The sequence below is a fragment of the Paenibacillus glycanilyticus NBRC 16618 genome (genome assembly GCF_004000805.1).
Lineage (GTDB): Bacteria > Bacillota > Bacilli > Paenibacillales > Paenibacillaceae > Pristimantibacillus > Pristimantibacillus glycanilyticus.
Genome location: NZ_BILY01000032.1, coordinates 16,922 through 42,571, shown reverse-complemented (window position 1 = coordinate 42,571; position 25,650 = coordinate 16,922). Strand labels below are relative to the sequence as shown.

The window sequence follows — 25,650 nt, the reverse complement described above, 5'->3', positions numbered from 1 at the left end:
TCAAAACCAGTCAGCTATGTTGGTGGAGAAAAGGTGAATCTGTCTTCTGGTATCGAGATGATGAATGGGGAGCCGATGGTATCGCCCTCCTTTCTCGAATCAGCGGATACAGGGAATACCGGGGTCTACTTCTCTGATCAGGTTGTCGTTCTGATGTATCATGATGTTACGGCTAATCCTGATGGGTCTAATGCCGAATCGGCTCTTCCCATTCAACAGTTCAAAGAACAGATGGCATTACTCAAGGCTAACGGATTTCAGGTGATATCGATCGCGCAATACGCTGACTTTATTAACAATAAAGGCGAGGTTCCGAATAACGCGGTGCTGCTTACATTCGACGATGGTTACGAAAGCTTTTATACAGAGGTGTTCCCGGTGCTCAAGCAGTACGGTTATCCGGCCGTTAATTTTGTCATTGTATCGGACATTGATAATCCGGCGAAGAAAGGCATTCCGAAGATGACATGGGATCAGATGCGGGAAATGCAGCCATTTGGCATGTCCTTTTATAATCATACTTATGACAGCCACCGTTACGGCGTTATGCGTGCGGATGGCTTGACAAAGCCAGTGCTGACGCGGCATCAATATTTAGAAGAAGAGGATCGCGTTGAGACGGACGAAGAATATCATACTCGCGTAAAAACGGACTTAGAGAAAGCTGAGCGGCGTCTTGCCGAAGAGCTTGGCAATACTAGGGAGATTATTGCTTTCCCATACGGAGCTTATAATGATGAAGTTCTGGACATTCTGCATGAGGTTGGTATAACCTTATCCTTTACGGTTAAGGAAGGTATTAACGACCGCGGACAGACGAACGGCTTCCGTATCAACGGGGCGAAAGCGGGAGAATCCGCTGTTCAGTTCATGGAGAAATTAAAGGCGCTAAGTCAGTAGCACATTGCAGTTATCATTCAGTTGAATGGAAGCGATGATGCGGTGTTTAAGGAGCAATAGGCTTCTAGAATGAGAGAGAGGAAGTAGTAAGATGAAGAAATACCTTGCTGGAGTATTAGTTATGTTTGTCCTATGTTTGGGCTTGCCAGGACAGGCTTATATGGAGGCGTCTAGCCAGCAGTCTGTGGCATTTAAGGATCCAAATCTAGAACAAGCGATTAAGTCATTATTGAAAAAAAGCAACGATGAATCACTAACAAAAGAGGATTTAGAGTCGCTGACCGACGTTGATTTGTCGGGTAAAGGAATTAAGAGTTTGCAGGGGTTGGAAGATGCAGTCAATGCAACGAATCTCTCTTTAAGGGGAAATCAAATCGAGGATATTAAGCCCCTCGGGAAGTTAACGAAGCTAACAGATTTATCTGTAGCTAGCAACCAAATCAATGATTTTTCACCGCTAGCGGGTCTCGTCAATCTGAAGACGTTGTCCATTAGTTCCAATAAGGTCACAGATCTAAAGCCGCTAGCAGGATTGGTTAATCTTTCGAGACTCGATGCTGCGAATAATAACATCAAGGATCTTGCTCCGTTATCTAAATTAACTAACTTAGTTACGCTGAATTTATCATCTAACCAGATTTATGATCTGGAACCGTTGAGGAATTTAAATATGTTGGGCTACCTCTATTTGAACAATAATCGAGTGTGGGATTTAGAGCCACTCCAACATCACAGTTTTATCCCGTATTATGATACAGGCGCATTCATTATGCCAATTGAGCTGGATAATAACTACTTGGATTTAAGCAAGGGTTCAAAAACATATAACATATTCAAGACTATGGAAGGAAATGATTTTCCTACCGGTCAGCGTAAGACACAGCGCTTGGTGATCGGCAGCACTACAGCTTATGTGGGAGACACTACTTACCGTATTACCGCAGCGCCATTTATTAAGACGAACCGTACTTATGTGCCGATCCGTTTCATCTCCGAGAAGCTTGGGGCAACCGTGAATTGGAACCAAAGCACCAAAGAGGTAACCATCCAGAAAAATGGTAAAACGATTCGTGGGATTATAGGGAACAAGCAAGTAAAAGTGAACCAGCAAACGGTGATGCAAGATGCTCCTTTACTTCTGAAGAACGGCAGTGCGTTCGTTCCTGTGCGTTTTGTGGCGGAGCAGTTGAATACTTCTGTTGAATATATGGGAAGCAAGAATATGGTCTTAATTTTCGGAAATTAATAAAAACGTTATTCAAAATCGTGAGTAGAAAAAGAAGATAAAAAGGTTAGAATATAAGCGATCGGATTAAGCAGTAGAAAGACCCTTCCATTCAACTGGAAGGGTCTTTCTATATTTGTTTAAAACGATATTTTACAAACACGCTGGTCATATTTTCAAGGTGATAACTACAAAGGGATTAATAAAAGAACTTAGTTACGTTACTGAAGTTTCGCATCCAATCGTTTTTGATAATACTTCCTATATAACCATCTGGCCGAATCAGTACCCAAGTGTCGTCAGTAATACCATATATACTGGCTAAGTTGCTAGCGGCGTCATTGATATAATTTTCATCGCTGACTTGTTTGGCGCCAACGATATAGCTTCGCAATTCCGCGCCGTTAGTAGGCCATTTTATTTGGAGAAGTGACTTTGCGGCATTAGCACCGAAGGCTAAGAGTGTAAAGTGTGGCCCCTGATAAATATCGAATATACGACGCGCCCCACCAGGTCCTGTGCATGGAGCATCTGGTGCCCTATCACCGACTCGAAGTGTCTTAGTGGACGGGGTGTCAGCGGGAGCGAGTAGCCCTGCATAGTACGAGATTCCGAGCTGTCGTTCCTCGTCTCCACGTTTAAGGCTGGATAGGCTTGATAAGCTGCGTTTGTCTAACCCTGCGTAAAGCTCAGTTGTTTTACCAAGAACACCTGCAGCTATCGGTTGCCGTTCGGCTTCGTATGTGTCGAGGAGACTTTCGGGTGCCCCAGAGATAACCTGACCGAGCTTCCAACCGAGATTATAGGCATCTTGAATGCCGGTGTTGAGACCTTGTCCTCCAGCCGGTGTGTGAACATGGGCGGCGTCGCCCGCTAAGAAAACCCTTCCCATACGGTAATTCTTTGCGAGCCGAATATTAGGTCGGAAAATCGATGACCAGGTGATGCTGTGTAATCGGAACCCAGTGAGAATATAAAATTGTTCCACCAATGCGGCTTCATCGAGATTCGGGTTCTCTTCTGGTTTTAGACGAATCATGATTTGAAATTGATTGGAGTGGGGAAGTGGACAAGCTGCGACTTGCTTGCCGTGTGTACGTGGCCACATATGCCAGCGATTACGTGACAGTTTGTCGATCGTGCCGTCGATGATAAGCCATTTGTCGGAGTCGTCGGTATCACCCACGAATCCAATTCCGGCAGCCTTTCGCACAGCGCTAGAGCCACCGTCAGCTCCGACCAAATATCTGCATCGGACTTTTTCTCCCGAAGAGAGCGTAACGGTCACTCCATCTACATCTTGTTCGAATCCTTCTACTGCGGTGTTGAACTCAATTCTTTGGCCGAAGCGATCAATTAGGCGATGTAAAATGGCGTCAGTGCGAAGTTGTGGTAAGAGTAAGGTGTTCGGATAGGGAATACTCGGTGTTGGTTTATTACTCTTTATCATGCGCCACGGCAAGGTAATTGGCCCGAGGTGGATACCAGCTAAAGGATATGGACCACCTTCAGTCAAAGCTTCGTCTAGGATACCTAGATCTTTGAAAACCTCCAGTGTGCGAGGTTGTACTCCCTTTGCACGAGAGCCTTTGAATGCGTGCGGGGACTTGTCAACCAGTCGAATACGAAGGCCGCGCCGAAGTAGATCAGCTGCCAGTGTTGAGCCTGTTGGTCCTGCGCCGGCGATAAGTACGTCGATATTATAGATCATGAATAAAGAGACCTCCTTTTTTATGATGTCTATAGATTTCAATAAGAATGTACGAAATACGATGTGTGGAAGATAAACGTATCATTTTGTTTCCTTGCAACAATAATAACAACTGCATCTTGACTCTGTCAATATTGTTTCCAGGCAACTTTAACAATGGACTATTCCTTGATATAATGAATGCAGGTTATCTCTGGAGGGAAGGCTAATGATCGATCATTCAGAAGAAGAAAATAAAGATGCCTTAATTAAGACATTGTTAGAAGTTGTTCAAGACATACAAACAAAATTATTATCGGAAGATGATGAAGAGAAACAATGGCTGATTAAGAACAGTCCTAGTCCAGTAATTGCAAATCTAGTAAAAGAAATGACTGTCATGATGCTCTACGTGTTGGATGCGATTGGTAAACTTGAACCAGTAAATGGCATCACGATTTCTAAAAAGTTTGGTTTTTCTAAGGGAAGCATATCTAAGATAACGAGAAAAATGGTCGATAAACAAATCATTCAATTTGAGTATCTTCCCGATAATAAAAAAGAAATCCTGTTCCGCACGACGTCATTGGGTAAAGAAATCTATCAGTTGCATTTAGCAATGCATCGCCAAATAGATAGCAGTGTAAACCACTATTTGAAACGATATAACGAAAGTGAATTGCAATTCCTAGTCAACGCCCTCCGTGAAGCATTACATACTTCCTGGCTATATTCGGGGTTAAACGAGGAGTCAATTGATTGAACTATTTTGTAACCAACCGTATTAAAACCTAGGGCCGCGATCGGTTGTGATTTTCTTTGTGATCATTCAAGATGAAGTTAAGAATCAACCCGAAAGACCAAAACACAATAAACAAGGGGGAAGATCCAGTGATCTTGCTCCTTGTCTACATTTAGGAATGAAAGAATGCAGGAAACAACATAGTATTTCAAGCGAGAAAGACACACTCAAAAACAAACATATATAATGTGGCACATCTTATAAAATAGTGAGAGAAGTTGATTAAGTTAACTGGGAACGATAACTCACTAATTAGAGAGCGGAAAACCTGACAATGGAGGGTACAAAATGTATTTCTCTGCGACGAGAAAGATTTTGTATGTAATGATTCTAGCAGGAAGGTTTTTAATTATTCTTGGGTTATGGCACTACCTTACTCATTCACACTCATCCGAAACCCCAAATAGTGTGTTTATGTCGATAACAGCAAAGAGGATTGTATTCCCATTAGTCGGTGTCATTCTAATGGCACTTGGCAGTACATTATTAAAGTTTGTTGGTGAGGTTGAAAAAGAAAACATCTCGCTTAGAGATGAAATTATTAATTTAAAAAAGAAAGTGGAAAAGAATTCTAATAACAGTTTCAGCTAGATATTAAGAGGCACAGTGGAGGCTAACAATGGAATATACGATAGATTTCGACCATTACAAACAAACACTATTAAAGCATTGTCAGAATACCATCGAGGAGTTTGCAAAAAAACCAGAGAATCAAAATGTATACAGTTTCGTTATAGATGCTGAAGCAACATACGGTGGAATTTATGTCCGGTGGAATTCACTCGATGGCCTGGCTCACACCTTAACCTTTGATTGTTACAAAAATTATTCCGACGAGCGGGTATATGGTTTTAGAGGCCTTAAGCACAGTGTAGGGGATTTCCGGTTCGAGGATGCTAAGAACGAAGAATTATGGGATCTTAATAATCAATATGGTGCCGTCTTAGATCAGCTTTGGGATAGAGATGATGAAGGTGAAGAAGGGAACCGTTACATAAAGAAATTTATGGATATGTTAATTGAAGTTGTTGATGAACTCTCCTCCTCCTTCGATTTGTTTAACAAAACGGAGGATTTTATAGCTTATGTCGTTGAACATGATGAGGAATGGGATGCCTTTATTCATAAGACGGTATCGAAAGAGCAATTTTACAAGGCCTATCCAGAAATTAAAGCCTATGAGGAATTTAAAGCCGATATATCGCGCCGTCCGATACAAGAACAGGTAGACTTTTGGTGTCGAACATATATCGATTTTAAGATAGAAAACCGAACAGAACATGTCATGGCGCTAAAGAAACTGTTTAGGTATGACTTTGATATCAAGGATCAGCTAGTATCTATTGGGAAGCCGGCCGTACCAACAGTTGTAACTTTACTTGAAAAAATCGTAAATGATCAGAGCACCTCAACGGATGAGAAGGTTAATCTAGCTCCTTGGATATGTCAGAGTATATTGATTGATATCGGTGCAGCCGATGAAGATGACATACAAAGACTTCTAACTATTTTAGCAAGTCAGCGAGAGTCAAATGATTCGAACGCTAGCAATACAGAAAGAATACTAACTGCGATCGATCCTGTACGGTTTCCGAATGGTTAAGATGATGGTTACACTGCATCACACTGAATAATAGAATTCTGCCGAACCAGAAGGAGTATGTTTTAGTCTTCAATAACAGATATAGTAATGCAAAAAAAAAATGAGCAGGGAAGATGAATTCAGTGATAAAGAAACCAGTCAATTTGGATGAATTAGTCGGGGAGATTGAAATTGGTTTAGAGGATACGTTTACTTATATAGATGTTACGACAGGTGAAGTGATTACGTTAACTAGAGAAGAAATTCGAGCTGCTGAAGATGAACGGCCACTTGAAAATTTTCCCGAATGGCAAAGAGAGAACATTGAAAGAGCAAATTGCATACTCGAAGATGAACAAGGGAAATTTGCTGACTTCACATTAAAAAACGACTACAACGAATATGAACTCATAGAAGAGTTCATAAGGACTGTTCAAGATGTAGATATCAATGAAGCGCTAAGTGCAGCAATTACCGGGAAGGGCGCATTTCGCAGATTTAAAGATAAAATAATAGAACTTGGCATTGATAAGCAATGGTACACCTACAAGGAAAACAAGATAAAGGAATTTGTGATTGAATGGTGTATTAAACATGATATTGAGTTCCAAAATTAGAGTACACCCAAAATGAAAGCTGCCGCGATGGCAGCTTCATTACGTTAACCGGCAGGATAACATGGAATATTTGTATAATATATAAAAACAAATCTGGAGAAATGAAAGGCCAAAAACGATTTGAATGTAGGGTTGTTATGAAAAAACAATTTAAGAATAGACACCGTATGTTAGAGAGTTTTGGATATGAATTTGCTGTACACTGTCCTAATTGTAACCAAAAATCTAAGGTTATATCACCTGAAGCACCTTATTATACAGATGCGATAAAGAGGTTCATTTGTACGTCTTGTGGGCTGATGAAGGAAAAGATCCCAGGTAAAAACTGTTTTAACCAAAACGTTATTTCTTATGGAAATTCCTGGCGCGATGGTTTTATTAATATAGGCGGGAATTATGACTGGTATTTTGGTTACCCTCTGTACTTACAAGCACCTTGTTGTGGACATACTCTTTGGGCGTATAATATTGAACATTTATGTTATCTAGAAGAGTACGTAGAAGCGGAATTAAGAGGACCATCTCCTTACTATTTAAGTGTAGAAAGCAGGCTTCCAATTTGGATGAAAATAGCTAAAAATCGTAATGCTGTCTTAAAAGCTATAAACAAAATAAAACAGATAGCGGAATTAAGTTAAACTTCCTCGAATTTCATTCTGCAGCTTTGTTGATGAACGGGATATAAGGGATTTAGTTAAACTATCGTGACATATAGTTTAATGATCCAGAGCAGTTTGCCGCCGTGGCAGCTGCTCTTTATATCGTTGAGTTAGTGGGCAGTTATATGCAACTTCTGGTGACTGGAAGCGTATTTCACTTTTAGTTCAGCGAGGGGGATGGTTGTTATAAAAAAGGTTGGTTATTCAATCATTTTGTTAATTGCAGTGCTAATTATATTTGGGCTATATCGCTTTGAAGAACCTATCCTTACTGAACATGAGGCTACGTCTAAAGCAAGAATGTATCTTGAAACAGTAAACCGAAATTTAGATTTAACTTATAACACAAATATTGTTGAGATGAGTGTATTGAATAAAGATACGTTTTGGAATAAAGTCACTGGTAATAGAACTTGGTATATACATATCGACGGTGTAGCTATCAATCTAGAAGCAGATTCTGGCGAATTTATTGACATGGTATTCCCTTATGATGGTTTTAATCACCAAGGAAGAGCATCCTGACTGGTTTCATTAAACATTTATTGAATTAACGGGAAACGTTACTTCAAAATCTCCTTTAAGGTGGGATGATATGGAATGTGATATACAGATCTTGATGGATAACTATCAGCTCAAAGAGGGAACATTTCTCTATGGATCAGTTGAAGAAGCAACTTTCCATGAAGCATATTTTTGGAATTATTATAATGCACAGATTGAAATTAATAAGTAGATAATTAACAAATCGTTAGATAGAGAATTAACCAAAATTGTTCACTGGGTACATAAAAGAATTCATGATTTACTACAATATTAGTGAGTAGCGAGGTCATCGGCAAATGAGGATAGTTGTAACTGGCGGAGCGATAATAAGAGATAGCAAAGGTAGAATTTTATTACAGCAAAGATCCGATTACGGCGATTGGGGATTGCCGGGCGGAGGAATGAATCCAGGTGAGACTATTCAAGAGACAATGATCCGAGAGGTTATTGAGGAGACCGGATTATCTGTTAAGGATTGTGAATTTTACGCAGTATATAGCGGCCCTAGAATGGAGTACACCTATCCTGACGGGAACAAGGTAGTATTCGTTATGTTTCTTTTCAATGCTTGGACTAATTACAATGAGTATTTATCAGAAGATGGAGATACGATAATATTTCAGGATGATCAATTTGAATCATTGAAATTACAGTTCTGGAATATTAGCGACATCTCACTTGATCAAATAAATAGCGTCCAACAACCTGTCTTTGAAGATTTGCTAAATGGAAATACAAATATACTAAGATTTTAAACACTAAATCGATGAACTCCCTCGGTACGATTTAGTTTTCTCACGAATGCTCGCTTATTCGCAGGATTTCACCCTTGCCAGAATTGCAGAAAGATAGTAAGAGAACCCTTTTGGTAGACTAGGACATTATGAATGCGTAAGGAAATAGAGGGGGAGGTCGAAACCCCATATCCTTCCAAATACTGCACGCATTCTCCACACCGCCCCTGGAGGTTTTCACTCCCATGTCTCAACGGGTCTTTGCCCTCTCATTCCTTCGTTACGCCTGTCCAAGGGGTGGAGGCCGGTCTTGCTAACGGTACGGGTCAGTGCCCTTTGGTTCAATGTATCCGGTACTCCGTGCTTTCTTTTGAAATCCCGCGAATAAGCCAAAATTCGTACAACGAAACGGTTAGATAATGATTAAGCAGCTAGCTGAGTGGGCATTGTTTTGTGGGGATTGTAATCTTCCCGGCTTCGGGCCATACCAACGAGAACTCGAGCTAATTTACCGCATAGTTTCATAAGAGATCTCATTTTTTTCATCTTTTTCACCTGTACATTGTGCGCATGTATGGCCTTGAATTCAGGGTTGTTTGCAACTAAACTCATGGTCATCATGAAGATGAAACGTCGAAGTCGAGATCGTCCACGCTTACTAATCTTCATCTGTCCGGTCCATTTGCCCGAGCTTGCTTCTGCCAGGTTGAGACCGGCATGACGCAACAGCGCATTGCCATGAACAAAGCCGCTTAAATCTCCCGCCTCACCAAGAATACCAGCTAATGAAATGGCACTAATCCCTTTGATTGCAAGCATGGATTTAGCAAACGGAATGCGATCCAACACAGCAATAATCTCCGCTTCTACCGTTTTAAGCTGCTGGCAAGCAAGGTCGTACTCATCGAGCAGCTGTTTCAAGTGAAGCTTGTACGCTTGCGTGGCTTGTTTAGAGCCAACAGAACGGCTAGCAAGGGCGATGAGAGTCCGAGCTTTTCGCTCACCAGAATGGCGTTTCATGAGTACTTTCCAACCTTCTATGATGTCGTGAGGCTGTAGTTTGCAGAGTTCATCAGGTGTAGGGAACAGACGAAGTGTAGCCAACGAACCGGTGCACATGAGGCACTTAAAGACCTGTCGCAGTTCGGGGAAAACAACATCTACCCAGCGATGAATCTGGTTTTTAGCACTTACGAGTCTCGTCACGACAGAGTCGCAATTTGATAGATAAACACGCAGCTCTTCAAAGGCCTCAGGTGTGTTACGGACGAAAGAGTAATAGCCGTTTTTGACCATGTCTGAAATGACAAGCGCATCTTTTTTGTCACTTTTAGAAGGGGTATTATCTCGGTTTTCCTTATTCTTTTTCACGAGATGAGGATTAACGAGAACGACTTCGAATTGACGCTCAGAGAGCCATCTCGAGACGTTAAGCCAGTAATGGCCGGTAGGTTCCATGCCCACGATTGCGGCGTTAAGATTATGTGCTGCTTGCAGCGAATGGATCCAACGAAGAAGATTCTGAAATCCTTCTTCATCGTTCGAGAAGGAAAGTGGGTTACCGAGGGCGATGCCTCGAAAGTTAACGGCACGAGCGACATGCATTTGCTGGGCGATGTCGATCCCGACGACAAGGTGTTGAGCGGTAATTTTTTCAATGAGTTGATTTTGTTTGTCCTGCGATTTAAACTTCATAGTAGAGCGTCCTCCTGGATGATGGGATTTTAAGGGCTATGACCCGTTGCGTACTCCCATCGTACCGAGGCGCTTTTCTTTTTGCAAAGCTCGTAATTAACGCTCTACAGGAATGCTAACGGGGGACGCTAGTTTAATAATACAGCGGCATTCTAGGACATTTGTGTCCAAGAATACCGCTATTTTTTTAAATTAAAAGGTTTAGGAGGAACTTATCACTGCGCCGTGCTTCACAACAATTGCAATTGCCTTCCTCCGGGGCACAAGCAAGGTCATGGCGCGGCGGAAGGGGCTAAACAAAGAAGATACGAAAAAACCTTTGCGGACAGATCTCTCGGAATCTCCGGTGGTAGCGTAACGAATACGACGAAGGCTAATTATCTTTATTCAATCCAAGCGTAACTTTATGATCGTAATGCCTTTTGCATTATACCCTTCGGACCATGCAAATCTGTCTTAAACCAAGCCTCAATGAGACAGATGTGTACGGAAAAACTCAGCGAGCTTCGAAACCGCAGTGGTTACGTACTCGTCTTTGTCGTAAGTATCAACATGGGTGGCGCCATCTAACCAAAACAGTTCTTTTGGCTCTTTTGCTTTCGCAATGGCATCGGTCGTCATCCACGATGTGACCGCTTGATTTCCTGCGATCATGAGGAGCGGACGAGGAGAGATCTGATCAATGAACCGGAACGCCTCAAAATAGGCGATTCGGTCTACACTATCCCATGTAAAGAACTTAGCCGAACGTTGATGCTGCGCGCGGTCAGTGCAGTAGTATTCCCATCCCTCGAAGGCGTGCAGGTCACCCATTGCGCGAGCTTGATCTTCGGTTTCAGGAAAGATCGGAAACACGCCGATTCCTTCTCCGCGGGCTTGCGATGTTCGAGCCTGCACCGCGGCATCGAGCATGCTCCTGAAAATGGCAGGGTCCTGCTTCCCGTCACTTCCTTTACGGAATTGAAGATGGATGTCGGCCGCGCTAACAGTGGCAACGGCCTTAATGCGATGGTCGGTAACCGTCGCCGGAATAACGTAACCTCCAGAGGCGCAAATGCCAAGTGCACCGATGCGCTCCGGGTCGACATCGTTGCGTATGCTAAGAAACGAGACGGCGGCTTTAAAATCTTCTACCCGATGATAAGGGTCCTCGAGCCCCCTTGGCTCGCCTCCACTTTCACCCTGATAGGCTGCATCAAAGGTAAGTGTGATGAGTCCTTTTTCGGCAAGGCGTTTCGCGTAGAGTCCAGCACTCTGTTCCTTTACCGCGGTGCCGGGATGTCCGATTACGATCGCAGGGCGAGGAACGTCAACCTCTCCTTTTGGGCTGTATAGATGGCCGGCGATTTTTATTCCCACACTCTCGAAAGTGACGTCCGTTTTCATATAATTTTGCATGTTTAATTCCTCCAATTTTATGTTTGATCTTTACAATAACTCCGTAGGCCCGGTGACTGACCTGCATCGTCAAATCTCTTCTTCATAAATCAACAGTAGTTCATTAATGAATATTGATTCATTTCTGAACATGTATATAATTATATTCGGATACAGAAGACCGACAATTGTTAGATCAGCGCAATTTGTTTATTAGTGAACACAGGTTGAAATATTGTTTATTAATTCTTGAAAGCTGGTGAATCTTATGTCTAAAACGGATCGAAGAATAGGTAAAACGCAGGAAGCAATCAAGGACGCGGTTATAGATTTGATGTCTGAAAAGAATTTCGACGACATTACGATTCGAGACATATCCGACCGGGCGAATGTGAGTAGAGGGACCATCTACCTCCATTACTTAGACAAATATGATTTACTCGATAAGCTTGTTGAGTCGCATATCAATGAACTCCGGGAAATTTGCATAATGGGAGCAGATCTAGACTATTTTAGCGGTTCACCTCTATGGACCGAATATTTCGAACAGAATTATTCTTTCTTCTCGTTAATGCTAGCGAGTAAAGGTGCTCCTTATTTTCGCACCCGATTCCTTGACTTTCTTATTGAACAATTTAAGCAAGAGGTAGACGTCACCAAGGGGAAGAACAAGGGATTAACAAATGAGGTAATAGTGAGGTTTGTAGCATCCGCATTCGTAGGGGTAGTGGAGTGGTGGTTTATTAATGACAAGCCGATCCCGCATCATGTCTTAGCTGAACAACTCGGATTATTGTTTGAGAGGAATTTGTAAGGGATCATACGATCAGGTGGTTTAATGAAGTGCGTTTTTCAATTCTATTAAAAGTGCTTATCTGCTAGTGATACCGCAAAAACAATGAAAATTAATACATCAGCTATGAGAGTAATAAAGACCAGCGCGATAAAGAAAAAATTGAACACTCAGTTAAAAAAGCAAGTTATGGTGAAACACACCACTTCGGTTCCCTAAGATTTTTCAATACAAATCTCGCTGGTGTCAACGATCACTATGAAGTAGTTGTGATCCTTTCAGCTACTTCAAATGTTATTGTTAACCATTTCGGAGTAGCTGGAGATGTACCGCAAGATGGTAACATCGTTCTGGATCGTGACCTTATTTCATTTACGCTATAACATGTTATAAAAAAGCGCCCATAATTGGGTGCTTTTTTATTGCACTGTATTATCTATTTGTCTTTGTAATGCCTATAAATGCATATATACGTTTATGGATATATCAGCATAGGACCATACCGTTCTTCTCAATTGTTGAACGGGCAGCTTAACGTGGAAGATGCTTGCGATTCATCCATTAGTCCATAACGATTTCTACCGTAAGGTTAACCCGTTAGCAATCACCCATTAAACTAGGGTTATAGTGACGGCAATCATACCAGAAACCTGCGTGGATATGTTAAACTAATGGGAACTAAACCATGAGGTGTTGAATTTGAAAACAATTATTGTGATTGGTGGCGGCATTACTGGGCTGTCGGCCATGCATGAATTTCGCAAATGGAGGAAGGCAACCGGAGCTGCGGTCAGGCTTTTATTAATTGAAGCGTCTGCACAGTTAGGCGGTAAAATTCAAACTGTCAGGCATCAACAATTCGTGATGGAGACCGGGGCGGATTCTATTGTAGCGCGAAAAATAGACGACATGAGCGTGATTGAAGAACTGGGCTTGAAGGATGACGTGGTCTATAACGCGACTGGGCGCTCCTTCATATACGCTGGTGGACATCTGAAGCCGATTCCGGACGACGCGGTGTTCGGTATTCCGGCAAGCATCGAGTCTCTCGCCAAGAGTACGCTCGTCTCGGCAGAAGGCAAAGTTGCGGCGCTAAAAGATTTTTATACGAAAAATGAGACGTTTACGAAGGACGATTCTGTCGGCGCGTTTCTGGAGTATTTTCTCGGGAGCGAACTTGTCGAAAAGCAAATTGCTCCCGTCCTTTCCGGGGTCTATTCAGGGAATTTGAGCGAATTGACAATTGCCTCAACACTACCTTACTTGATCGACTACAAGGAGCAATACGGAAGTATTATTAAAGGGCTAGAGACAAACAAGCAGAAGTTTAGGATTGGTGAGAAGAAGTTTTTCTCGCTAAAAAACGGTCTGGGCTCACTAATTGACGCCTTTCAAGCTGGTCTGACCGAAGAATTGCTGTTAAACACTAAAGTCTGCAGAATTGATAAGGACAATGGCCGGTATCACGTGCACTTAGACAATCAGGACATGATCGAAGCGGATTATGTTGTACTAAGCATTCCGCATACCGCAGCAGAACCGATTCTTGACGATTCGAGCCTTACGGAGCAATTCTCGGGATTGAAAAGCAGCTCGCTCATCAGCGTATATGTCGGCTTTGACGTGCCCGATTCAGTGCTCCCCGCCGATGGAACGGGATTTATTACCGCGACGACCGATGAATTGTTCTGCAACGCTTGCACGTGGACAAGTCGCAAATGGGAGCATACGTCTAAATCTGGAAATTTGCTCGTCCGGTTATTTTATAAAAGCAGCCATCCCTCGTACGCCTCAATAAAAGATCTGGATCACGATGGACTGCTAAAGGTGGCGCTTAGCGATATTGAGAAGGGGCTTGGAATTACCGCCGAACCTGTCGTTAACGAGATCACCGACTGGTCCGGGCAAATGCCAATTTATTCGATTACCCATCCGCGAAGCGTCCATGCACTTGAAAGCATCATGGCAGATGTATTCCCAGGCATTATCCTTGCTGGATGCTCTTATTATGGCGCGGGGATCTCGGACTGCATGAAGAACGGGGCCGATTCGGCAAGAAAAATCATTGATTTGTTGAAGGAAAGCTATTCCCCAACCAATAAGTAAGGGCATCAGATAATAGTTGATCAAGCTAACTGGGAACATTAGTTCAATCATAAAAGCTGCAGCAGATCGGAGAATCAGCTGCAGCTTTATTACGTTAACCGACTGGCTAAACAACAATAGTCTAGTATCTTTTCTGGTATTAGCTTATTATTAGAAAAATTAATTTGAGGAGAGATGCAGATGTCGGACATACAGGCAGTTGTATTAGACCTGGACGGAGCACTGCTCGGCAGCGACAAATCCATATCGCCTAGAAATTACGAGGCTGTTAAACGGTGTTATGATTCTGGAATCCATATTATCGTTGCCACGGCACGACCGCCTAGAGCGGCCAATCAATTGGAGATTAGCCATCAGATTAACCATTTCATCAAGTTACATGCAGCTCAATCGATAATTAATTACGAGGTCAATGACTCATGCTATACATGTACACCAATTTCTGACTCAGAACTTCGTCATTTCGGTATCCGTTCAAGTGATCCTAAACCTTTGGTTGTTGATAAGGATTTTTTAAGTTCACTTTCCCCAACAAAAATATTGGTTCATGGTTACAGTGCATGGATAGATATTATCGAGCAATTCGGCGACCATGTGAATGTAATCGCAACCGACGGAGGTGTATTGGTTCAAATCATGCACAAATCAGCCTCAAAGGAAGATGCCGTGCAATGGGTGCTTAATGAAATTGGGGTGAGGGCAGAAAATATAATGGTATTCGGGGATGACTTTAACGATTTAGGTTTATTCCATAACTGTGGATTTCCGATTGCTATGGAAAACGCAATAATGGAGTTAAAAAATTGTGCAAAACACATTACTGAATCAAATGATAATGATGGTGTTGCTGTTGCTCTCGAGAAATTGGTGCTGTGACAAGCTAATAATGACTCGACTAACGGAAAGTTTTAGTTGATGATTCAAAGAGAATGATTTGAACAGAGAGTTGGCACGCTGGAGGATCATATAAATATTTGGTCACCAAGGTTGCCGTATGACAAAGGAGAACGAAGCAATGAAAAAGTTCATACTCTTCGATCATGATGGTGTTCTGGTTGATACGGAATTCTGGTATTACAAAGCGGGAGCACGCGCTCTAGCTGATATAGGATTTACTTTGGATAAAGATCAATACCTTCGCGATATGACTCAGTCATTGGGCACTTGGTCCCAAGCTAGGGCGGCAGGTATTGATGAACAGATCATCAGTAACCAGCGTGAGGTTCGCAACCTCTATTATCAGGAATATCTAAGAACTGAAGCTATAGAGATTGAAGGTGTAGCTGAAACTCTGGCTGAGCTGTCAAAGTACGTTCGCATGGCGATCGTGACAACCTCAAAACGTGCGGATTTTCAACTTATTCATGAAAATCGTCAGATTACACAATTCATGGAATTCGTCCTTGTTCGCGAAGACTACGAGCGCACCAAGCCTCACCCGGAGCCTTACTTGACCGGACTAAAGCGTTTCGGAGCTACCAAAGAAGAGACTCTGGTTGTAGAGGATTCAAATAGAGGGTTGAACTCAGCCGTGGCAGCTGGTATCGACTGTGCTATTGTACATAACGACTTCACAAAAACACATGACTTCACAAAAGCCAGTTATCGAATCAGAACTCTGATTGAACTAAAGGATATCATCTTGAGTTGACAATAACACAAGGGGCGTTTTGTTGAAGTAAAGGTAAACTAGTCTGGAGAAAATTAGCACTTCCCGTTATAACTATGCGAGGTCAATATGTTTGGCCGACATCACATCGAACAGAGCCGCCTACTTTTAAGTAGGCGGCCCTTTTTGTTTCGAATGCGACCTTGTTCATCACTTGTGGAATAGCGGCTCGATGAACACGTGAAAGAGTTTGTTTTTAATCTCTTCCGGTGAATATCCGCGATGCTGCCTTTGGAAGATATAAACGTCTGGGCGTAGTGTTGCCATAATGGCATCCGCCATAAAAACAGCATCAGGAACGAGGTTTTCATTATTTGTTGCGATTTCGTTCAATAATTGGACGATAACGGAATGGATGGACTCGTAATGCTCCGAATAAAAAGGGACGTTTTGCTGCTCATCGCCGCCACTGTTCGCCTGTATGGCCGCCAGAACGGGAGAATGCGTCTCAAGAGATTCCAAATGATACTGAAGCACGGTTTCCAAACGATCTTTAATCGGGCTGGAAGCATGATCGCCTAAAAAAGATTGGATTCGATCATAGTTCTGGATGCAGCTCTCACCGATGAGATCCCAGCACAATTCCCCTTTGTTCGTATAGCTTCGGTAAATCGTGCCTTGGCCGACCCCGGCTTCCCGCGCGATCTGACGCATGCTGACATGTTCGACCCCATATTCCGCGAACAAAGCAGCAGCTTTTTCTAAAATGATTTGTCTACGTTCTTCCGCATCTTTGCGAAGGTTTCGTTCCAACATTAGCTTTTCCCCCATTTCCAAATGATTATCCAGTTGACAACCGGACCGCGGTCCGGTTATATTGTTTAGCAAGCGGACTGCGGTCCACTTAGACGCTCGAATAACTCTTATTAGAACATATCTTATCCATCTTGTATAGGCGGGTCAATATTGTAGGGAGTTGTGTCCGAGGTCCGCGATCGCCAATTAGATTAGAGGAGGAAATAAAATGTCGAATCAACAACAGCAAGTCAATCATAAAAAAATCGGTGTAGGTATTATCGGTGCAAGTCCGTCCAACCCAGGGTGGGCTGTCGCGGCGCACATTCCGGCGGTTCAAGCTTTGCCGGATTTTCAACTGGCTGCGGTGAGCACAAGCAATCCCGAATCCGCGGTTGCGGCATCCGAGGCGTTTAACGTTCCGGGCTTCGATAATTACCAGGACCTGATCAATCATCCTGAAGTCGACCTTGTCGTGATCGCAATTAACGTGCAATACCATTACGATATCGCTCGCGCCGCGATCGAAGCGGGTAAAATGGTGTACAGCGAATGGCCGCTCGCTATGTCCGCGGAACAAGCGCAAGACTTGGCGGACCGTGCCAAGGAAGCGGGCGTTCGGACGTTTATCGGACTGCAGGCGCGATATTCACCGGCGATTCAACATGCCCGCGATTTAATCCATCAAGGCTATATCGGCAACGTGCTCGCGACTACGCTATCCGGAACGGCTTTGATCTGGGGACCCGTCACGATCCGGAAATTCGCGTATACGTACGATGTGAACTCCGGCGCGACCATGTTGGCATCCGCAGGACTTCACGCCATCGATGGGCTGAATTACGTGCTCGGTGATTACGATAACGTGTCCGCGAAGCTGGAGGTTCGTCACCCCGAAGCTCAAATAGCTGACGATGGAACGACAATAAAAGTGACGGCTCCGGATCACATGGCCGTAATCGGCACGCTTGAGAGCGGCGTATTGGCCACGACCTTATACCGCAGTGGAACATCGCGGGACTTCGATTTGCGTTGGGAGATCATCGGCACGGAAGGCGAGCTTGTCATCACTGCGGATACCAACGGAAATATGCAAAATACCGAACTGAAATTGAGAGGCGGTAAAGGGGAAGACCGGACACTCAGCGAGATTGTCATTCCTAGCCAATATACCGAAGATATTACGGAGATTCCCGATGGACCGGCAAGGGCGAGCAATATCGGAAAATTTTATGCCAGCCTGGCTAAAGATCTTCGCGATGGCACGAATGAAACGCCGGATTTCGCACATGCCGTCAAACGCCATAAGTTGTATGACACGATCATGAGGGCCTCCCGTACCGGAGTCACGCAACAAGTCAACAACACGAACACGCACTAAACTATAACGTTTATGATGCGACCGGAGAGGATGGGCGGTGGAATGATCTTCGTTCCTCCTCATCCGGCATGCATCCAGAAAGCAGGAGGAAAACATGAAGGTAGAGATCTGGACGGATATTGTATGCCCGTACTGTTATATCGGGAAGCGGAAGTTCGAAGAAGGGTTAGAGAAGTTCGAGCATCGCGATTCGGTGGAGATCGTGTACCGAAGCTTTGAACTTGATCCTCACATGGCAATTAACGCAAACGATGATATTTATGGATTATCAGCCCAAAAATTCGGTTCGACGAGAGCTCATATGAAAGCCGTCCATGACGATATAACAAAGCGGGCCGAGCTAGAAGGCCTCACATTCCATTATGATACTGCGATACACACAAACACGTTTGACGCGCACCGCCTGCTTCATTATTCGGTGCAATTCGGAAAAACGAACGAATTATTGGAACGGTTGTACAAAGCTTATTTTACTGATTCCTTGCATATCGGGGACGTAAATACGCTTGTGACGATTGCGCGGGAAGTGGGATTGGACGTCGCGGAGACGGCGGCAATGTTAGAAAGCGAGCAATACGCCGCAGAAGTTCGAGCAGACGAGCTTAAAGCACAAAAGTTAGGCGTTCGAGGCGTCCCTTATTTCTTAATCAACGGAAAATACGCCATCTCCGGAGCGCAGACGAAGGATGTATTCACCGAGGCTCTACAGCAAGCTTGGGAGGAAGAGCATCCCATTCAAATTCATTCCGTCATAGGCGACCAGGAAGCGCCGTCCTGCTTAGACGGATCATGCAAGGTGCAAAACTAAGTCCTGAGAATACTACAAGATGGGGGTTAATTACGTGAGCGACAGAATTTCCAAAGCGAATATGTTGTTATTGATATTAGTTTGTTTCTCGCAATTTTTAGAAGTCATGAATTCTTCCACAGTGACCGTGGCTATTCCGTCGATTCAATCGGCGCTTCATATGGATGCGAATCATTTACAGTGGATCGTCACTTCTTATGTCCTTACCTTTGCTTGTTTTCTGCTTATCGGTGGACGCGCAAGCGATTTGATCGGGAGGAAACGCGTGTTGACGCTGGGATTAGCGATTTTTGCGGCGGCTTCTCTTGCCGGCGGCTTCGCAATGAATCCGGTATGGCTCATCGCAAGCAGGGCGATACAAGGGATTGGCGCGGCGCTGTCCATTCCCGCGGCCATGTCGCTCATTAGCACGTCGATTCCCGAAGGCGCGCAACGGAATAAAGCTTTTGCCATCTTTGGTGCGTTGGGCTCGGGCGGTTTCGCGGCGGGATCGATCGTCGGGGGACTGCTGACGGACTCGGTCGGCTGGCGATCGTTGTTTTTCTTAAACGTTCCGCTCGGAATCGCCATCATTATAGGATTAACGTTTGTTAAAGAAGCTCCAGCGGAGAAGAAGGAGAAACTATCCATCGATTTGCCCGGCGCGATTGCCGTGCTGCTAGGCATTTTTGTTCTTGTGTACGGGTTGTCCATGCCCGATGTTGACGGCAGCTGGTCGACTGCCAAAATCGGCACCTTGATCGTCGGAGCACTTATTCTGACCGGGTTCGTCTTTATTGAAAAACATGCCCAAAACCCGCTGATGCCGCTTCGCTTGTTCCGTATCGGTTCGCTCGTATCATCGAATATTATCGGATTTTTGATGTACTCCTTCATGACCGCATTTATTTATTTCTCGACATTGTATTTTCATGCGCTTGGTTATTCTTCGCTAGTAACGGGCTTGGCTTTTCTGCCGCTCGGCTTGTCGTCCGTCCTAGCTACCCAAATCACGCCTTTCTTCATGCGTATATTCGGAGCGAAAATGCTGTTGATCGTTTCGCAGCTTGTTAATGCACTCGGCTTATTCTGGTTAAGCACGATGTCAATGGACAGCGTCTATGCCGCGTTTATTATACCGGTCTTCATTCTATTGGGTCTGTCGACGGCAGCAGGATTTACGGCAATCATCGTGGGTTCCGTGAGGGATGTGAAACCTGAAGAACACGGCGTTGCAGGCGGCATCGTAAATACGTTCCTGCAATTAGGTGGCAGTCTCGGCTTATCCATTCTGGCTACGGTCGCCAGCTCGGTAACCGCTTCGGCAACCTCTCCAGCGTCCAACGAAGCCATGCTGTCGGGATTTCAAACCGCATTAGTCGTTGGCGGCTGCTTCGCATTATTCGCTTTGCTCCTGGCCTTACTCGGCTTGATTAGGAAAAAGGAAGCATTAAGGCATGCCTAAAAAAATCGTTAACGAGACCGAGGAGAATTCGATATGAATAAGAACGCGACAAAAAAAGAAGTGCTGGAAGCTTATCATTTCAGACATGCAACAAAAGTGTTTGATCCAACCAAAAAAATAACCGAAGAAGATTTTCAGTTTATCCTGGAAACAGGTAGGTTATCGCCGAGCTCCAATGGGCTTGAAGCGTGGAAATTTCTAATCATCCAAAATCCAGAGCTTAGGGAAGAACTTCGGCCGTACGCTTACGGCGCGTATAATCAATTGCTAACCGCAAGTCACATGGTCGTCATTCTTGCTCGTAAAGGACTTGTCCCGGAATCTCCTTATATTTATGAACAACTGACGAAAGTAAAAAAATTCCCGGCTGAAATGGTGCGAAACAATGTGGGAGCATGGCACGATTTTTTCGATTCCTTTCATCTCGATAACGAACAAGCGAGGACTGCTTGGGCTTCTAAGCAGACTTATATTGCGCTAGGGAATATGATGACTTCCGCTGCGATGATCGGAATCGATTCTTGTCCGATCGAGGGCTTCATACCTGATAGAATCCATGAAATTCTGGAAGAGCGAGGATTGCTCGGAGAAGATGAGTACGAAGTAAGCGTTATGGTCGCTTTCGGTTATCGGGCAAAAGAACCGCGCGAGAAGACAAGAAGAACGATAGAGCAAGTGTCTGAATGGATTCTGTAACGTCAGCAAAGCTGAGTTGAATTTTCCAGGGATCAGACTGCTGTCGCAGCTGCTCCCTGTTTTTATTAAGCGAAGGGCAGATTAGTTTAATAACGTGATAGGGTGTTAGTATTTTATTATACAATCTAGAAAGGGAAATTCAGTTGATATAAGGAGAAAATGAATGATCGAATATCGTGACGTTGAAATTTTTTTGAAAATGGGTACTAATGTTAACAAGAATAAATGATTTAACTTGGGTACCACTTGATGCTGGACATCTGCAGCAAGGGAAGGAGACAACTTTTTGAAGGCTTTTCATTATAATTCGTATCGTTCATCCCGAGATAACCCGGATTTTTATTTATCTTATTGGGGGAAAGAAGACTGTTCTCCTAACCATGCATTCGGTCCTGGCATACGTGACCATTATAAGGTGCATTTTGTACACCGGGGAACCGGAACTGTGCAGGTTGGCGGTTCTACGTTTAAGTTGACTTCAGGCCAAGCTTTTCTGGCTTACCCCGGTAAAGTGATTTCCTATCAGGCTGATGCTGTCGATCCATGGAGTTATTCTTGGATCGGCTTTCGCGGCGAACAGGTGGGAGAGGTTCTGGAGCGAACCAAGCTGACATCAGAGGAGCCGGTGTTCCCTATGGATAAGCAGCTCATGCCCAATTTGTACGAACTGCTTTTGGAAGCGGCGAACCATCCCAGGAATCATGACTTGAGATTGACTTCGCTCCTGATTGAGTTTCTTACGGTGTTGATTGATTCGCAGCCTTCGTCGGCTGATGGCGGTGTTCAGCCTCGCAAGCAAGATACATACATCCATCGCAGCTTGGATTTCATCCATAGTCATTTCAGCGAGCCGATAACGGTTCAGCAGATGGCCGCCTCGCTTGGGTTGGATCGCAAGTACTTGTCATTCCTCTTTAAGGAGGCAATGGGACTGCCCCCGCAGCAATACTTGCTTAATTACCGGATGGATCGGGCGGGGGATCTGCTGCGTAAAGGTGAATATTCGATAGGCGAGGTTGCCCGTTCGGTAGGTTATCAGGATGCACTGCTGTTCTCCAAAATGTTTAAAAAGCTAAAAGGAGTCCCTCCAAAGCTGTATCGATAGTAGATAAATTCAGACATTATGCCATATTTACCTTCCATGCGGACATAGGCCGTCCCAATCAGGCGTACTATAATGAGCCTATACGTTAAGAGGAGGTTGTAAGAATGTTATATACGGCAAGACAAGAAAGATACGAATCGATGACATATAACCGCTGCGGAAAGAGCGGATTGAAGCTCTCTGCGATCTCGCTTGGACTATGGCACAATTTTGGCGGAATCGATAAGTATGAGAATGGCAGGGCGATGGTTAGAAGGGCATTTGATCTGGGCATTACGCATTTTGACCTGGCGAACAATTACGGGCCGCCGCCCGGATCCGCAGAAGAATCATTCGGCCGTATGTTGAAGGATGATTTGAGACCTTACCGGGACGAGTTGATCATCTCGACGAAAGCGGGATATTACATGTGGCCTGGACCTTATGGGGAATGGGGCTCCAAGAAAAGCCTCGTATCGAGCCTGGATCAGAGCTTGAAGCGGATGGGGGTTGATTATGTTGATATTTTCTATCATCACCGTCCTGATCCGGATACACCTCTAGAGGAAACGATGGCTGCGCTGGATATGATCGTCCGTCAAGGTAAGGCGCTGTATGTGGGGATCTCCAACTATCGACCGGAACAAACTCGAGAAGCGTCCCGCATCTTGAAGCAATTGGGCACTCCGTGCGTGATCCATCAGCCGAATTACTCCATGATGTCAAGGTGGATAGAGGATGGCCTGCAGGAAGTTCTCGATGAAGAGGGAATCGGATCGATCGTATTCTCGCCGCTTGAGAAAGGAATTCTAACCGACCGGTATTTGAATGGCATTACTTCTGACTCTCGTGCAGCGGGACCAAGCGTATTCTTACGTCCCGAGGATATTAGCGAGACGCGTCTTGCAAAAGTCAAAGAATTGAACAAATTAGCATTGGAAAGAGGCCAGAAACTGTCCCAGATGGCATTAGCCTGGGTTCTGCGCGGCGGCCGGGTCACTTCTGCGTTAATAGGCGCCAGCAAAGTAGAACAGATAGAAGATGCCGTTGGCGCACTCGCGAATGCATCGTTTTCTCAAGACGAGTTGGATCGGATCGAGTACATTTTAAAATAAGCGAAAAACTCTTAAGCAGCGATATTTAATAGGCTGCTTTTTTTATTGGGAATTTCTCGATAATTGCCGATAATAGTAACAAACATAGATTTGAAAAGGAGTATTATCCATATGAAAGCTATGGCTATACTAAGAGATTCTAGCTTTGAAAGCGCTGAAGAACAAAGACTTAGCATTACTTCTTTTGCTCAATCCGAGAATATTAAGGTTGCCTATTGGCATCAGATTTTTGAGGATAATTACGCAGGTATTTATGATAAACTTCCCAAATTAGACGCAGTAATTGTAACTAAGGTATCACGAATTTCAAAAGAGGTAAAAATGCTTGATGAATTTAAGAAGACGCTAAATAAAAATGGTGTTAAATTAATATCGATGTTTAGTTAAATTAGAGGAGAATTCCATAAAGCTATAGGTGAATTTTTAGCTTAATTAGGCGGCAACCGGTACATTACCGGTTGCTTTTTTTGCTTGCGAGAACGTTTTTCAGAAAAGCAAGACGGTAGCTATTCAACAGATCAGCTGCTGTCTTGCTTTAAGTACTGGGAGGAACAGCGCCAATAATTAGAGATCAAGTATAACGGTTAGCCGGAAACGGCAGGTCAAGATGCTCCCTCAAGGTAGCGCCGGTGTAATCCAACCGGAACAAGCCTCGCTTCTGCAAAATAGGCACGACTTGCTCGACGAAATCCTCTAATCCGTCAGGTAACGAAGGCGCCATCAGCATAAAGCCGTCAGCAGCGCGGTTTCGGAACCAATACTCTAAAGTGTCGGCAATCTTCTCCGGGGTACCAACCAGATGGTCGCTGCTGAACGATCCGGTGAGCAGGGAGTAAACCTCGCGAAGCGTCGGATTTATCCGGGAAATAATCGGCTGATGCTTCAAATAGTCGGTTTTGGTCATCGGGAGGCGATCCAGTCCGGCATCCTTGGCCCGGTCTTCTAGGGTAAAGCCGGTGAAATCGACGAAGCCTTGGAAATAATCGGATAGAAAACCGATACCGGTCTCTTCGGGAATGAGGGACTCTAGCCGGCTTCTCTTCTCTCTCGCTTCTTCTTCCGTTGAACCGATAATAGGAGAGATGCCTTGCAGAATATGAACTTGATCCGGGTTCCGTCCGGCGGCAGCCACTTTGTTCTTGAAGGTATCATAATACGACTTCGCATCATCGAAGTCGTACTTGATGGAGAAGATGACTTCGCCTACCCGGGAAGAGAGCTCTTGCCCGGAATCGGAGACACCGGCTTGAACGAGTACGGGGCGTCCTTGGGGGGAACGGCCGATATTCAGAGGACCTTCTACCGAGAAGAACTCTCCCTTGTGCTGGAGCCGATGAAGCTTGTTGCGATCAAAGAAAACTCCGCCCTCCTTGTCGTGAATAAAAGCATTATCCTCCCAGCTATCCCACAGACCCAGCACCACGTCCAGGAACTCACTGGCCCTTCGATAGCGGAATCCATGCTCAAGATGATCCTCGGCACCGAAATTTCTCGCAGTGTTCCCTGATAAATCGCGGGTCGTGACGATATTCCAGCCAGCCCGGCCCTTGCTAATATGATCGACGGACATCAACAGGCGAGCGAGGTTGAACGGCTCGATGTAGGAGGTAGATGCTGTGGCGACAATGCCGATTTGCTCCGTACTGGCCGCCAAAGCGGCGATAAGGGTAATCGGCTCGTAACGGTTAAGAATGTTGGGATGAGAGACTTCGTTGATCGCTAGGCTGTCTGCAAGAAATGCGATATCGAATTTCCCTTTTTCGGCAGTTCTTACAAGCTTCTTGTAGTAATCGATGTCAATGCTGGCACCGGCGTGTGCTTGCGGTAGTCTCCATGAGGCGACATGCATTCCGGTGCCGACCAGATAAGCCGACAGTTTCATTTGGCGTGTTGCACTACTCATGATATGCCCCCTAAACATAAGTATTTTCATGTGAATAGTATAATTAAAGGTTTCCTTTTTGGGAAGATATTGACACCTCGTGGAAAATG

25 protein-coding genes are annotated in these 25,650 nt (G+C 44.4%); 20 read left to right on the top strand and 5 right to left on the bottom strand.

Annotated elements, in window-relative coordinates; genetic code table 11:
• The first annotated feature begins 33 nt into the window (after positions 1-33).
• Both PGL01S_RS22245 and PGL01S_RS22240 read left to right on the top strand, forming a co-directional pair.
• Entirely contained in the window at positions 34-900 is an 867-nt protein-coding gene (locus PGL01S_RS22245) for a polysaccharide deacetylase family protein (RefSeq protein WP_164775562.1), read from the top strand.
• Positions 901-991: 91 nt separating this feature from the next.
• The gene (locus PGL01S_RS22240) at positions 992-2,146 is read left to right on the top strand and encodes a stalk domain-containing protein (protein WP_127496768.1); all 1,155 of its coding nucleotides are present in this window, start codon (positions 992-994) and stop codon (positions 2,144-2,146) included.
• 178 nt (positions 2,147-2,324) lie between these two features.
• Here the strand turns inward: PGL01S_RS22240 and PGL01S_RS22235 are convergent, their stop codons facing one another.
• Complete coding sequence (locus PGL01S_RS22235) at positions 2,325-3,836, bottom strand: FAD-dependent monooxygenase (RefSeq protein ID WP_127496767.1); 1,512 nt, start codon at positions 3,834-3,836, stop codon at positions 2,325-2,327.
• 208 nt (positions 3,837-4,044) lie between these two features.
• Between PGL01S_RS22235 and PGL01S_RS22230 the strand changes: the two genes are divergently transcribed.
• The 7 genes from PGL01S_RS22230 (at position 4,045) to PGL01S_RS22195 (ending at position 8,776) form a co-directional block, all read left to right on the top strand.
• A complete protein-coding gene (locus PGL01S_RS22230) occupies positions 4,045-4,578 on the top strand; it encodes a MarR family transcriptional regulator (RefSeq protein ID WP_127496766.1) in 534 nt (177 codons plus the stop codon).
• Positions 4,579-4,905: 327 nt separating this feature from the next.
• Positions 4,906-5,208, top strand: coding sequence for a hypothetical protein (locus tag PGL01S_RS22225; RefSeq protein WP_127496765.1), 303 nt, complete (start codon positions 4,906-4,908; stop codon positions 5,206-5,208).
• Positions 5,209-5,236: 28 nt separating this feature from the next.
• The gene (locus tag PGL01S_RS22220) at positions 5,237-6,220 is read left to right on the top strand and encodes a DUF4303 domain-containing protein (RefSeq protein ID WP_127496764.1); all 984 of its coding nucleotides are present in this window, start codon (positions 5,237-5,239) and stop codon (positions 6,218-6,220) included.
• Between the two features lie 113 nt (positions 6,221-6,333).
• Positions 6,334-6,816, top strand: a complete 483-nt coding sequence (locus PGL01S_RS22215) for a UPF0158 family protein (protein WP_244935706.1) — start codon at positions 6,334-6,336, stop codon at positions 6,814-6,816.
• A gap of 137 nt (positions 6,817-6,953) precedes the next feature.
• Positions 6,954-7,454, top strand: coding sequence for a hypothetical protein (locus PGL01S_RS22210; protein WP_127496763.1), 501 nt, complete (start codon positions 6,954-6,956; stop codon positions 7,452-7,454).
• Between the two features lie 198 nt (positions 7,455-7,652).
• A complete protein-coding gene (locus PGL01S_RS22205) occupies positions 7,653-8,000 on the top strand; it encodes a hypothetical protein (RefSeq protein ID WP_127496762.1) in 348 nt (115 codons plus the stop codon).
• 317 nt (positions 8,001-8,317) lie between these two features.
• Positions 8,318-8,776 carry an NUDIX domain-containing protein gene (locus tag PGL01S_RS22195; RefSeq protein WP_127496760.1) on the top strand — a complete coding sequence of 153 codons (459 nt, stop codon included), beginning with the start codon at positions 8,318-8,320 and terminating at the stop codon, positions 8,774-8,776.
• A 402-nt stretch (positions 8,777-9,178) separates the two neighbouring features.
• Here PGL01S_RS22195 and PGL01S_RS22190 read toward each other — a convergent pair whose 3' ends face one another.
• Both PGL01S_RS22190 and PGL01S_RS22185 read right to left on the bottom strand, forming a co-directional pair.
• Complete coding sequence (locus PGL01S_RS22190; protein WP_127496759.1) at positions 9,179-10,450, bottom strand: IS110 family RNA-guided transposase; 1,272 nt, start codon at positions 10,448-10,450, stop codon at positions 9,179-9,181.
• Between the two features lie 468 nt (positions 10,451-10,918).
• Positions 10,919-11,848, bottom strand: a complete 930-nt coding sequence (locus PGL01S_RS22185) for an alpha/beta hydrolase (protein ID WP_218032378.1) — start codon at positions 11,846-11,848, stop codon at positions 10,919-10,921.
• Between the two features lie 247 nt (positions 11,849-12,095).
• Between PGL01S_RS22185 and PGL01S_RS22180 the strand changes: the two genes are divergently transcribed.
• From PGL01S_RS22180 to PGL01S_RS22165, 4 genes are all read left to right on the top strand, one after another.
• Positions 12,096-12,641, top strand: coding sequence for a TetR/AcrR family transcriptional regulator (locus tag PGL01S_RS22180; protein ID WP_127496758.1), 546 nt, complete (start codon positions 12,096-12,098; stop codon positions 12,639-12,641).
• Between the two features lie 678 nt (positions 12,642-13,319).
• Positions 13,320-14,726, top strand: a complete 1,407-nt coding sequence (gene hemG / locus PGL01S_RS22175; protein ID WP_127496757.1) for a protoporphyrinogen oxidase — start codon at positions 13,320-13,322, stop codon at positions 14,724-14,726.
• Positions 14,727-14,906: 180 nt separating this feature from the next.
• Complete coding sequence (locus PGL01S_RS22170; protein ID WP_164775561.1) at positions 14,907-15,602, top strand: HAD family hydrolase; 696 nt, start codon at positions 14,907-14,909, stop codon at positions 15,600-15,602.
• A gap of 139 nt (positions 15,603-15,741) precedes the next feature.
• Positions 15,742-16,377: an HAD family hydrolase gene (locus PGL01S_RS22165; protein WP_127496755.1), complete on the top strand. Its 636-nt coding sequence runs from the start codon at positions 15,742-15,744 to the stop codon at positions 16,375-16,377.
• 168 nt (positions 16,378-16,545) lie between these two features.
• On the opposite strand, the gene PGL01S_RS22160 is transcribed toward PGL01S_RS22165, so the two are convergent.
• A complete protein-coding gene (locus PGL01S_RS22160) occupies positions 16,546-17,166 on the bottom strand; it encodes a TetR/AcrR family transcriptional regulator (protein ID WP_127496754.1) in 621 nt (206 codons plus the stop codon).
• Between the two features lie 193 nt (positions 17,167-17,359).
• Between PGL01S_RS22160 and PGL01S_RS22155 the strand changes: the two genes are divergently transcribed.
• From PGL01S_RS22155 to PGL01S_RS22125, 7 genes are all read left to right on the top strand, one after another.
• On the top strand, positions 17,360-18,511 hold the full coding sequence (locus PGL01S_RS22155; protein ID WP_127496753.1) for a Gfo/Idh/MocA family protein: 1,152 nt from the start codon (positions 17,360-17,362) through the stop codon (positions 18,509-18,511).
• Positions 18,512-18,605: 94 nt separating this feature from the next.
• Positions 18,606-19,319: a DsbA family oxidoreductase gene (locus PGL01S_RS22150; protein WP_127496752.1), complete on the top strand. Its 714-nt coding sequence runs from the start codon at positions 18,606-18,608 to the stop codon at positions 19,317-19,319.
• A 19-nt stretch (positions 19,320-19,338) separates the two neighbouring features.
• The gene (locus PGL01S_RS22145) at positions 19,339-20,763 is read left to right on the top strand and encodes an MFS transporter (protein WP_127496751.1); all 1,425 of its coding nucleotides are present in this window, start codon (positions 19,339-19,341) and stop codon (positions 20,761-20,763) included.
• Between the two features lie 33 nt (positions 20,764-20,796).
• Positions 20,797-21,459: an NAD(P)H-dependent oxidoreductase gene (locus PGL01S_RS22140; protein WP_127496750.1), complete on the top strand. Its 663-nt coding sequence runs from the start codon at positions 20,797-20,799 to the stop codon at positions 21,457-21,459.
• A gap of 286 nt (positions 21,460-21,745) precedes the next feature.
• A complete protein-coding gene (locus tag PGL01S_RS22135) occupies positions 21,746-22,564 on the top strand; it encodes an AraC family transcriptional regulator (RefSeq protein ID WP_127496749.1) in 819 nt (272 codons plus the stop codon).
• 104 nt (positions 22,565-22,668) lie between these two features.
• The gene (locus PGL01S_RS22130) at positions 22,669-23,658 is read left to right on the top strand and encodes an aldo/keto reductase (protein WP_127496748.1); all 990 of its coding nucleotides are present in this window, start codon (positions 22,669-22,671) and stop codon (positions 23,656-23,658) included.
• A gap of 111 nt (positions 23,659-23,769) precedes the next feature.
• Positions 23,770-24,045, top strand: coding sequence for a recombinase family protein (locus PGL01S_RS22125; protein WP_127496747.1), 276 nt, complete (start codon positions 23,770-23,772; stop codon positions 24,043-24,045).
• A 184-nt stretch (positions 24,046-24,229) separates the two neighbouring features.
• Here the strand turns inward: PGL01S_RS22125 and PGL01S_RS22120 are convergent, their stop codons facing one another.
• A complete protein-coding gene (locus PGL01S_RS22120) occupies positions 24,230-25,561 on the bottom strand; it encodes an LLM class flavin-dependent oxidoreductase (protein ID WP_127496746.1) in 1,332 nt (443 codons plus the stop codon).
• Between the last annotated feature and the right edge of the window lie 89 nt (positions 25,562-25,650).

Excerpts from the sequence above, each read along its gene's own strand:
- PGL01S_RS22240 (WP_127496768.1), top strand. The coding sequence starts at position 992 with ATGAAGAAATACCTTGCTGGAGTATTAGTTATGTTTGTCCTATGTTTG.
- PGL01S_RS22235 (WP_127496767.1), bottom strand. The coding sequence starts at position 3,836 with ATGATCTATAATATCGACGTACTTATCGCCGGCGCAGGACCAACAGGC.
- PGL01S_RS22230 (WP_127496766.1), top strand. The coding sequence starts at position 4,045 with ATGATCGATCATTCAGAAGAAGAAAATAAAGATGCCTTAATTAAGACA.
- PGL01S_RS22225 (WP_127496765.1), top strand. The coding sequence starts at position 4,906 with ATGTATTTCTCTGCGACGAGAAAGATTTTGTATGTAATGATTCTAGCA.
- PGL01S_RS22220 (WP_127496764.1), top strand. The coding sequence starts at position 5,237 with ATGGAATATACGATAGATTTCGACCATTACAAACAAACACTATTAAAG.
- PGL01S_RS22215 (WP_244935706.1), top strand. The coding sequence starts at position 6,334 with ATGAATTCAGTGATAAAGAAACCAGTCAATTTGGATGAATTAGTCGGG.
- PGL01S_RS22210 (WP_127496763.1), top strand. The coding sequence starts at position 6,954 with ATGAAAAAACAATTTAAGAATAGACACCGTATGTTAGAGAGTTTTGGA.
- PGL01S_RS22205 (WP_127496762.1), top strand. The coding sequence starts at position 7,653 with ATGGTTGTTATAAAAAAGGTTGGTTATTCAATCATTTTGTTAATTGCA.
- PGL01S_RS22195 (WP_127496760.1), top strand. The coding sequence starts at position 8,318 with ATGAGGATAGTTGTAACTGGCGGAGCGATAATAAGAGATAGCAAAGGT.
- PGL01S_RS22190 (WP_127496759.1), bottom strand. The coding sequence starts at position 10,450 with ATGAAGTTTAAATCGCAGGACAAACAAAATCAACTCATTGAAAAAATT.
- PGL01S_RS22185 (WP_218032378.1), bottom strand. The coding sequence starts at position 11,848 with ATGCAAAATTATATGAAAACGGACGTCACTTTCGAGAGTGTGGGAATA.
- PGL01S_RS22180 (WP_127496758.1), top strand. The coding sequence starts at position 12,096 with ATGTCTAAAACGGATCGAAGAATAGGTAAAACGCAGGAAGCAATCAAG.
- PGL01S_RS22170 (WP_164775561.1), top strand. The coding sequence starts at position 14,907 with ATGTCGGACATACAGGCAGTTGTATTAGACCTGGACGGAGCACTGCTC.
- PGL01S_RS22165 (WP_127496755.1), top strand. The coding sequence starts at position 15,742 with ATGAAAAAGTTCATACTCTTCGATCATGATGGTGTTCTGGTTGATACG.
- PGL01S_RS22160 (WP_127496754.1), bottom strand. The coding sequence starts at position 17,166 with ATGGGGGAAAAGCTAATGTTGGAACGAAACCTTCGCAAAGATGCGGAA.
- PGL01S_RS22155 (WP_127496753.1), top strand. The coding sequence starts at position 17,360 with ATGTCGAATCAACAACAGCAAGTCAATCATAAAAAAATCGGTGTAGGT.
- PGL01S_RS22150 (WP_127496752.1), top strand. The coding sequence starts at position 18,606 with ATGAAGGTAGAGATCTGGACGGATATTGTATGCCCGTACTGTTATATC.
- PGL01S_RS22145 (WP_127496751.1), top strand. The coding sequence starts at position 19,339 with ATGGGGGTTAATTACGTGAGCGACAGAATTTCCAAAGCGAATATGTTG.
- PGL01S_RS22140 (WP_127496750.1), top strand. The coding sequence starts at position 20,797 with ATGAATAAGAACGCGACAAAAAAAGAAGTGCTGGAAGCTTATCATTTC.
- PGL01S_RS22130 (WP_127496748.1), top strand. The coding sequence starts at position 22,669 with ATGTTATATACGGCAAGACAAGAAAGATACGAATCGATGACATATAAC.
- PGL01S_RS22125 (WP_127496747.1), top strand. The coding sequence starts at position 23,770 with ATGAAAGCTATGGCTATACTAAGAGATTCTAGCTTTGAAAGCGCTGAA.
- PGL01S_RS22120 (WP_127496746.1), bottom strand. The coding sequence starts at position 25,561 with ATGAGTAGTGCAACACGCCAAATGAAACTGTCGGCTTATCTGGTCGGC.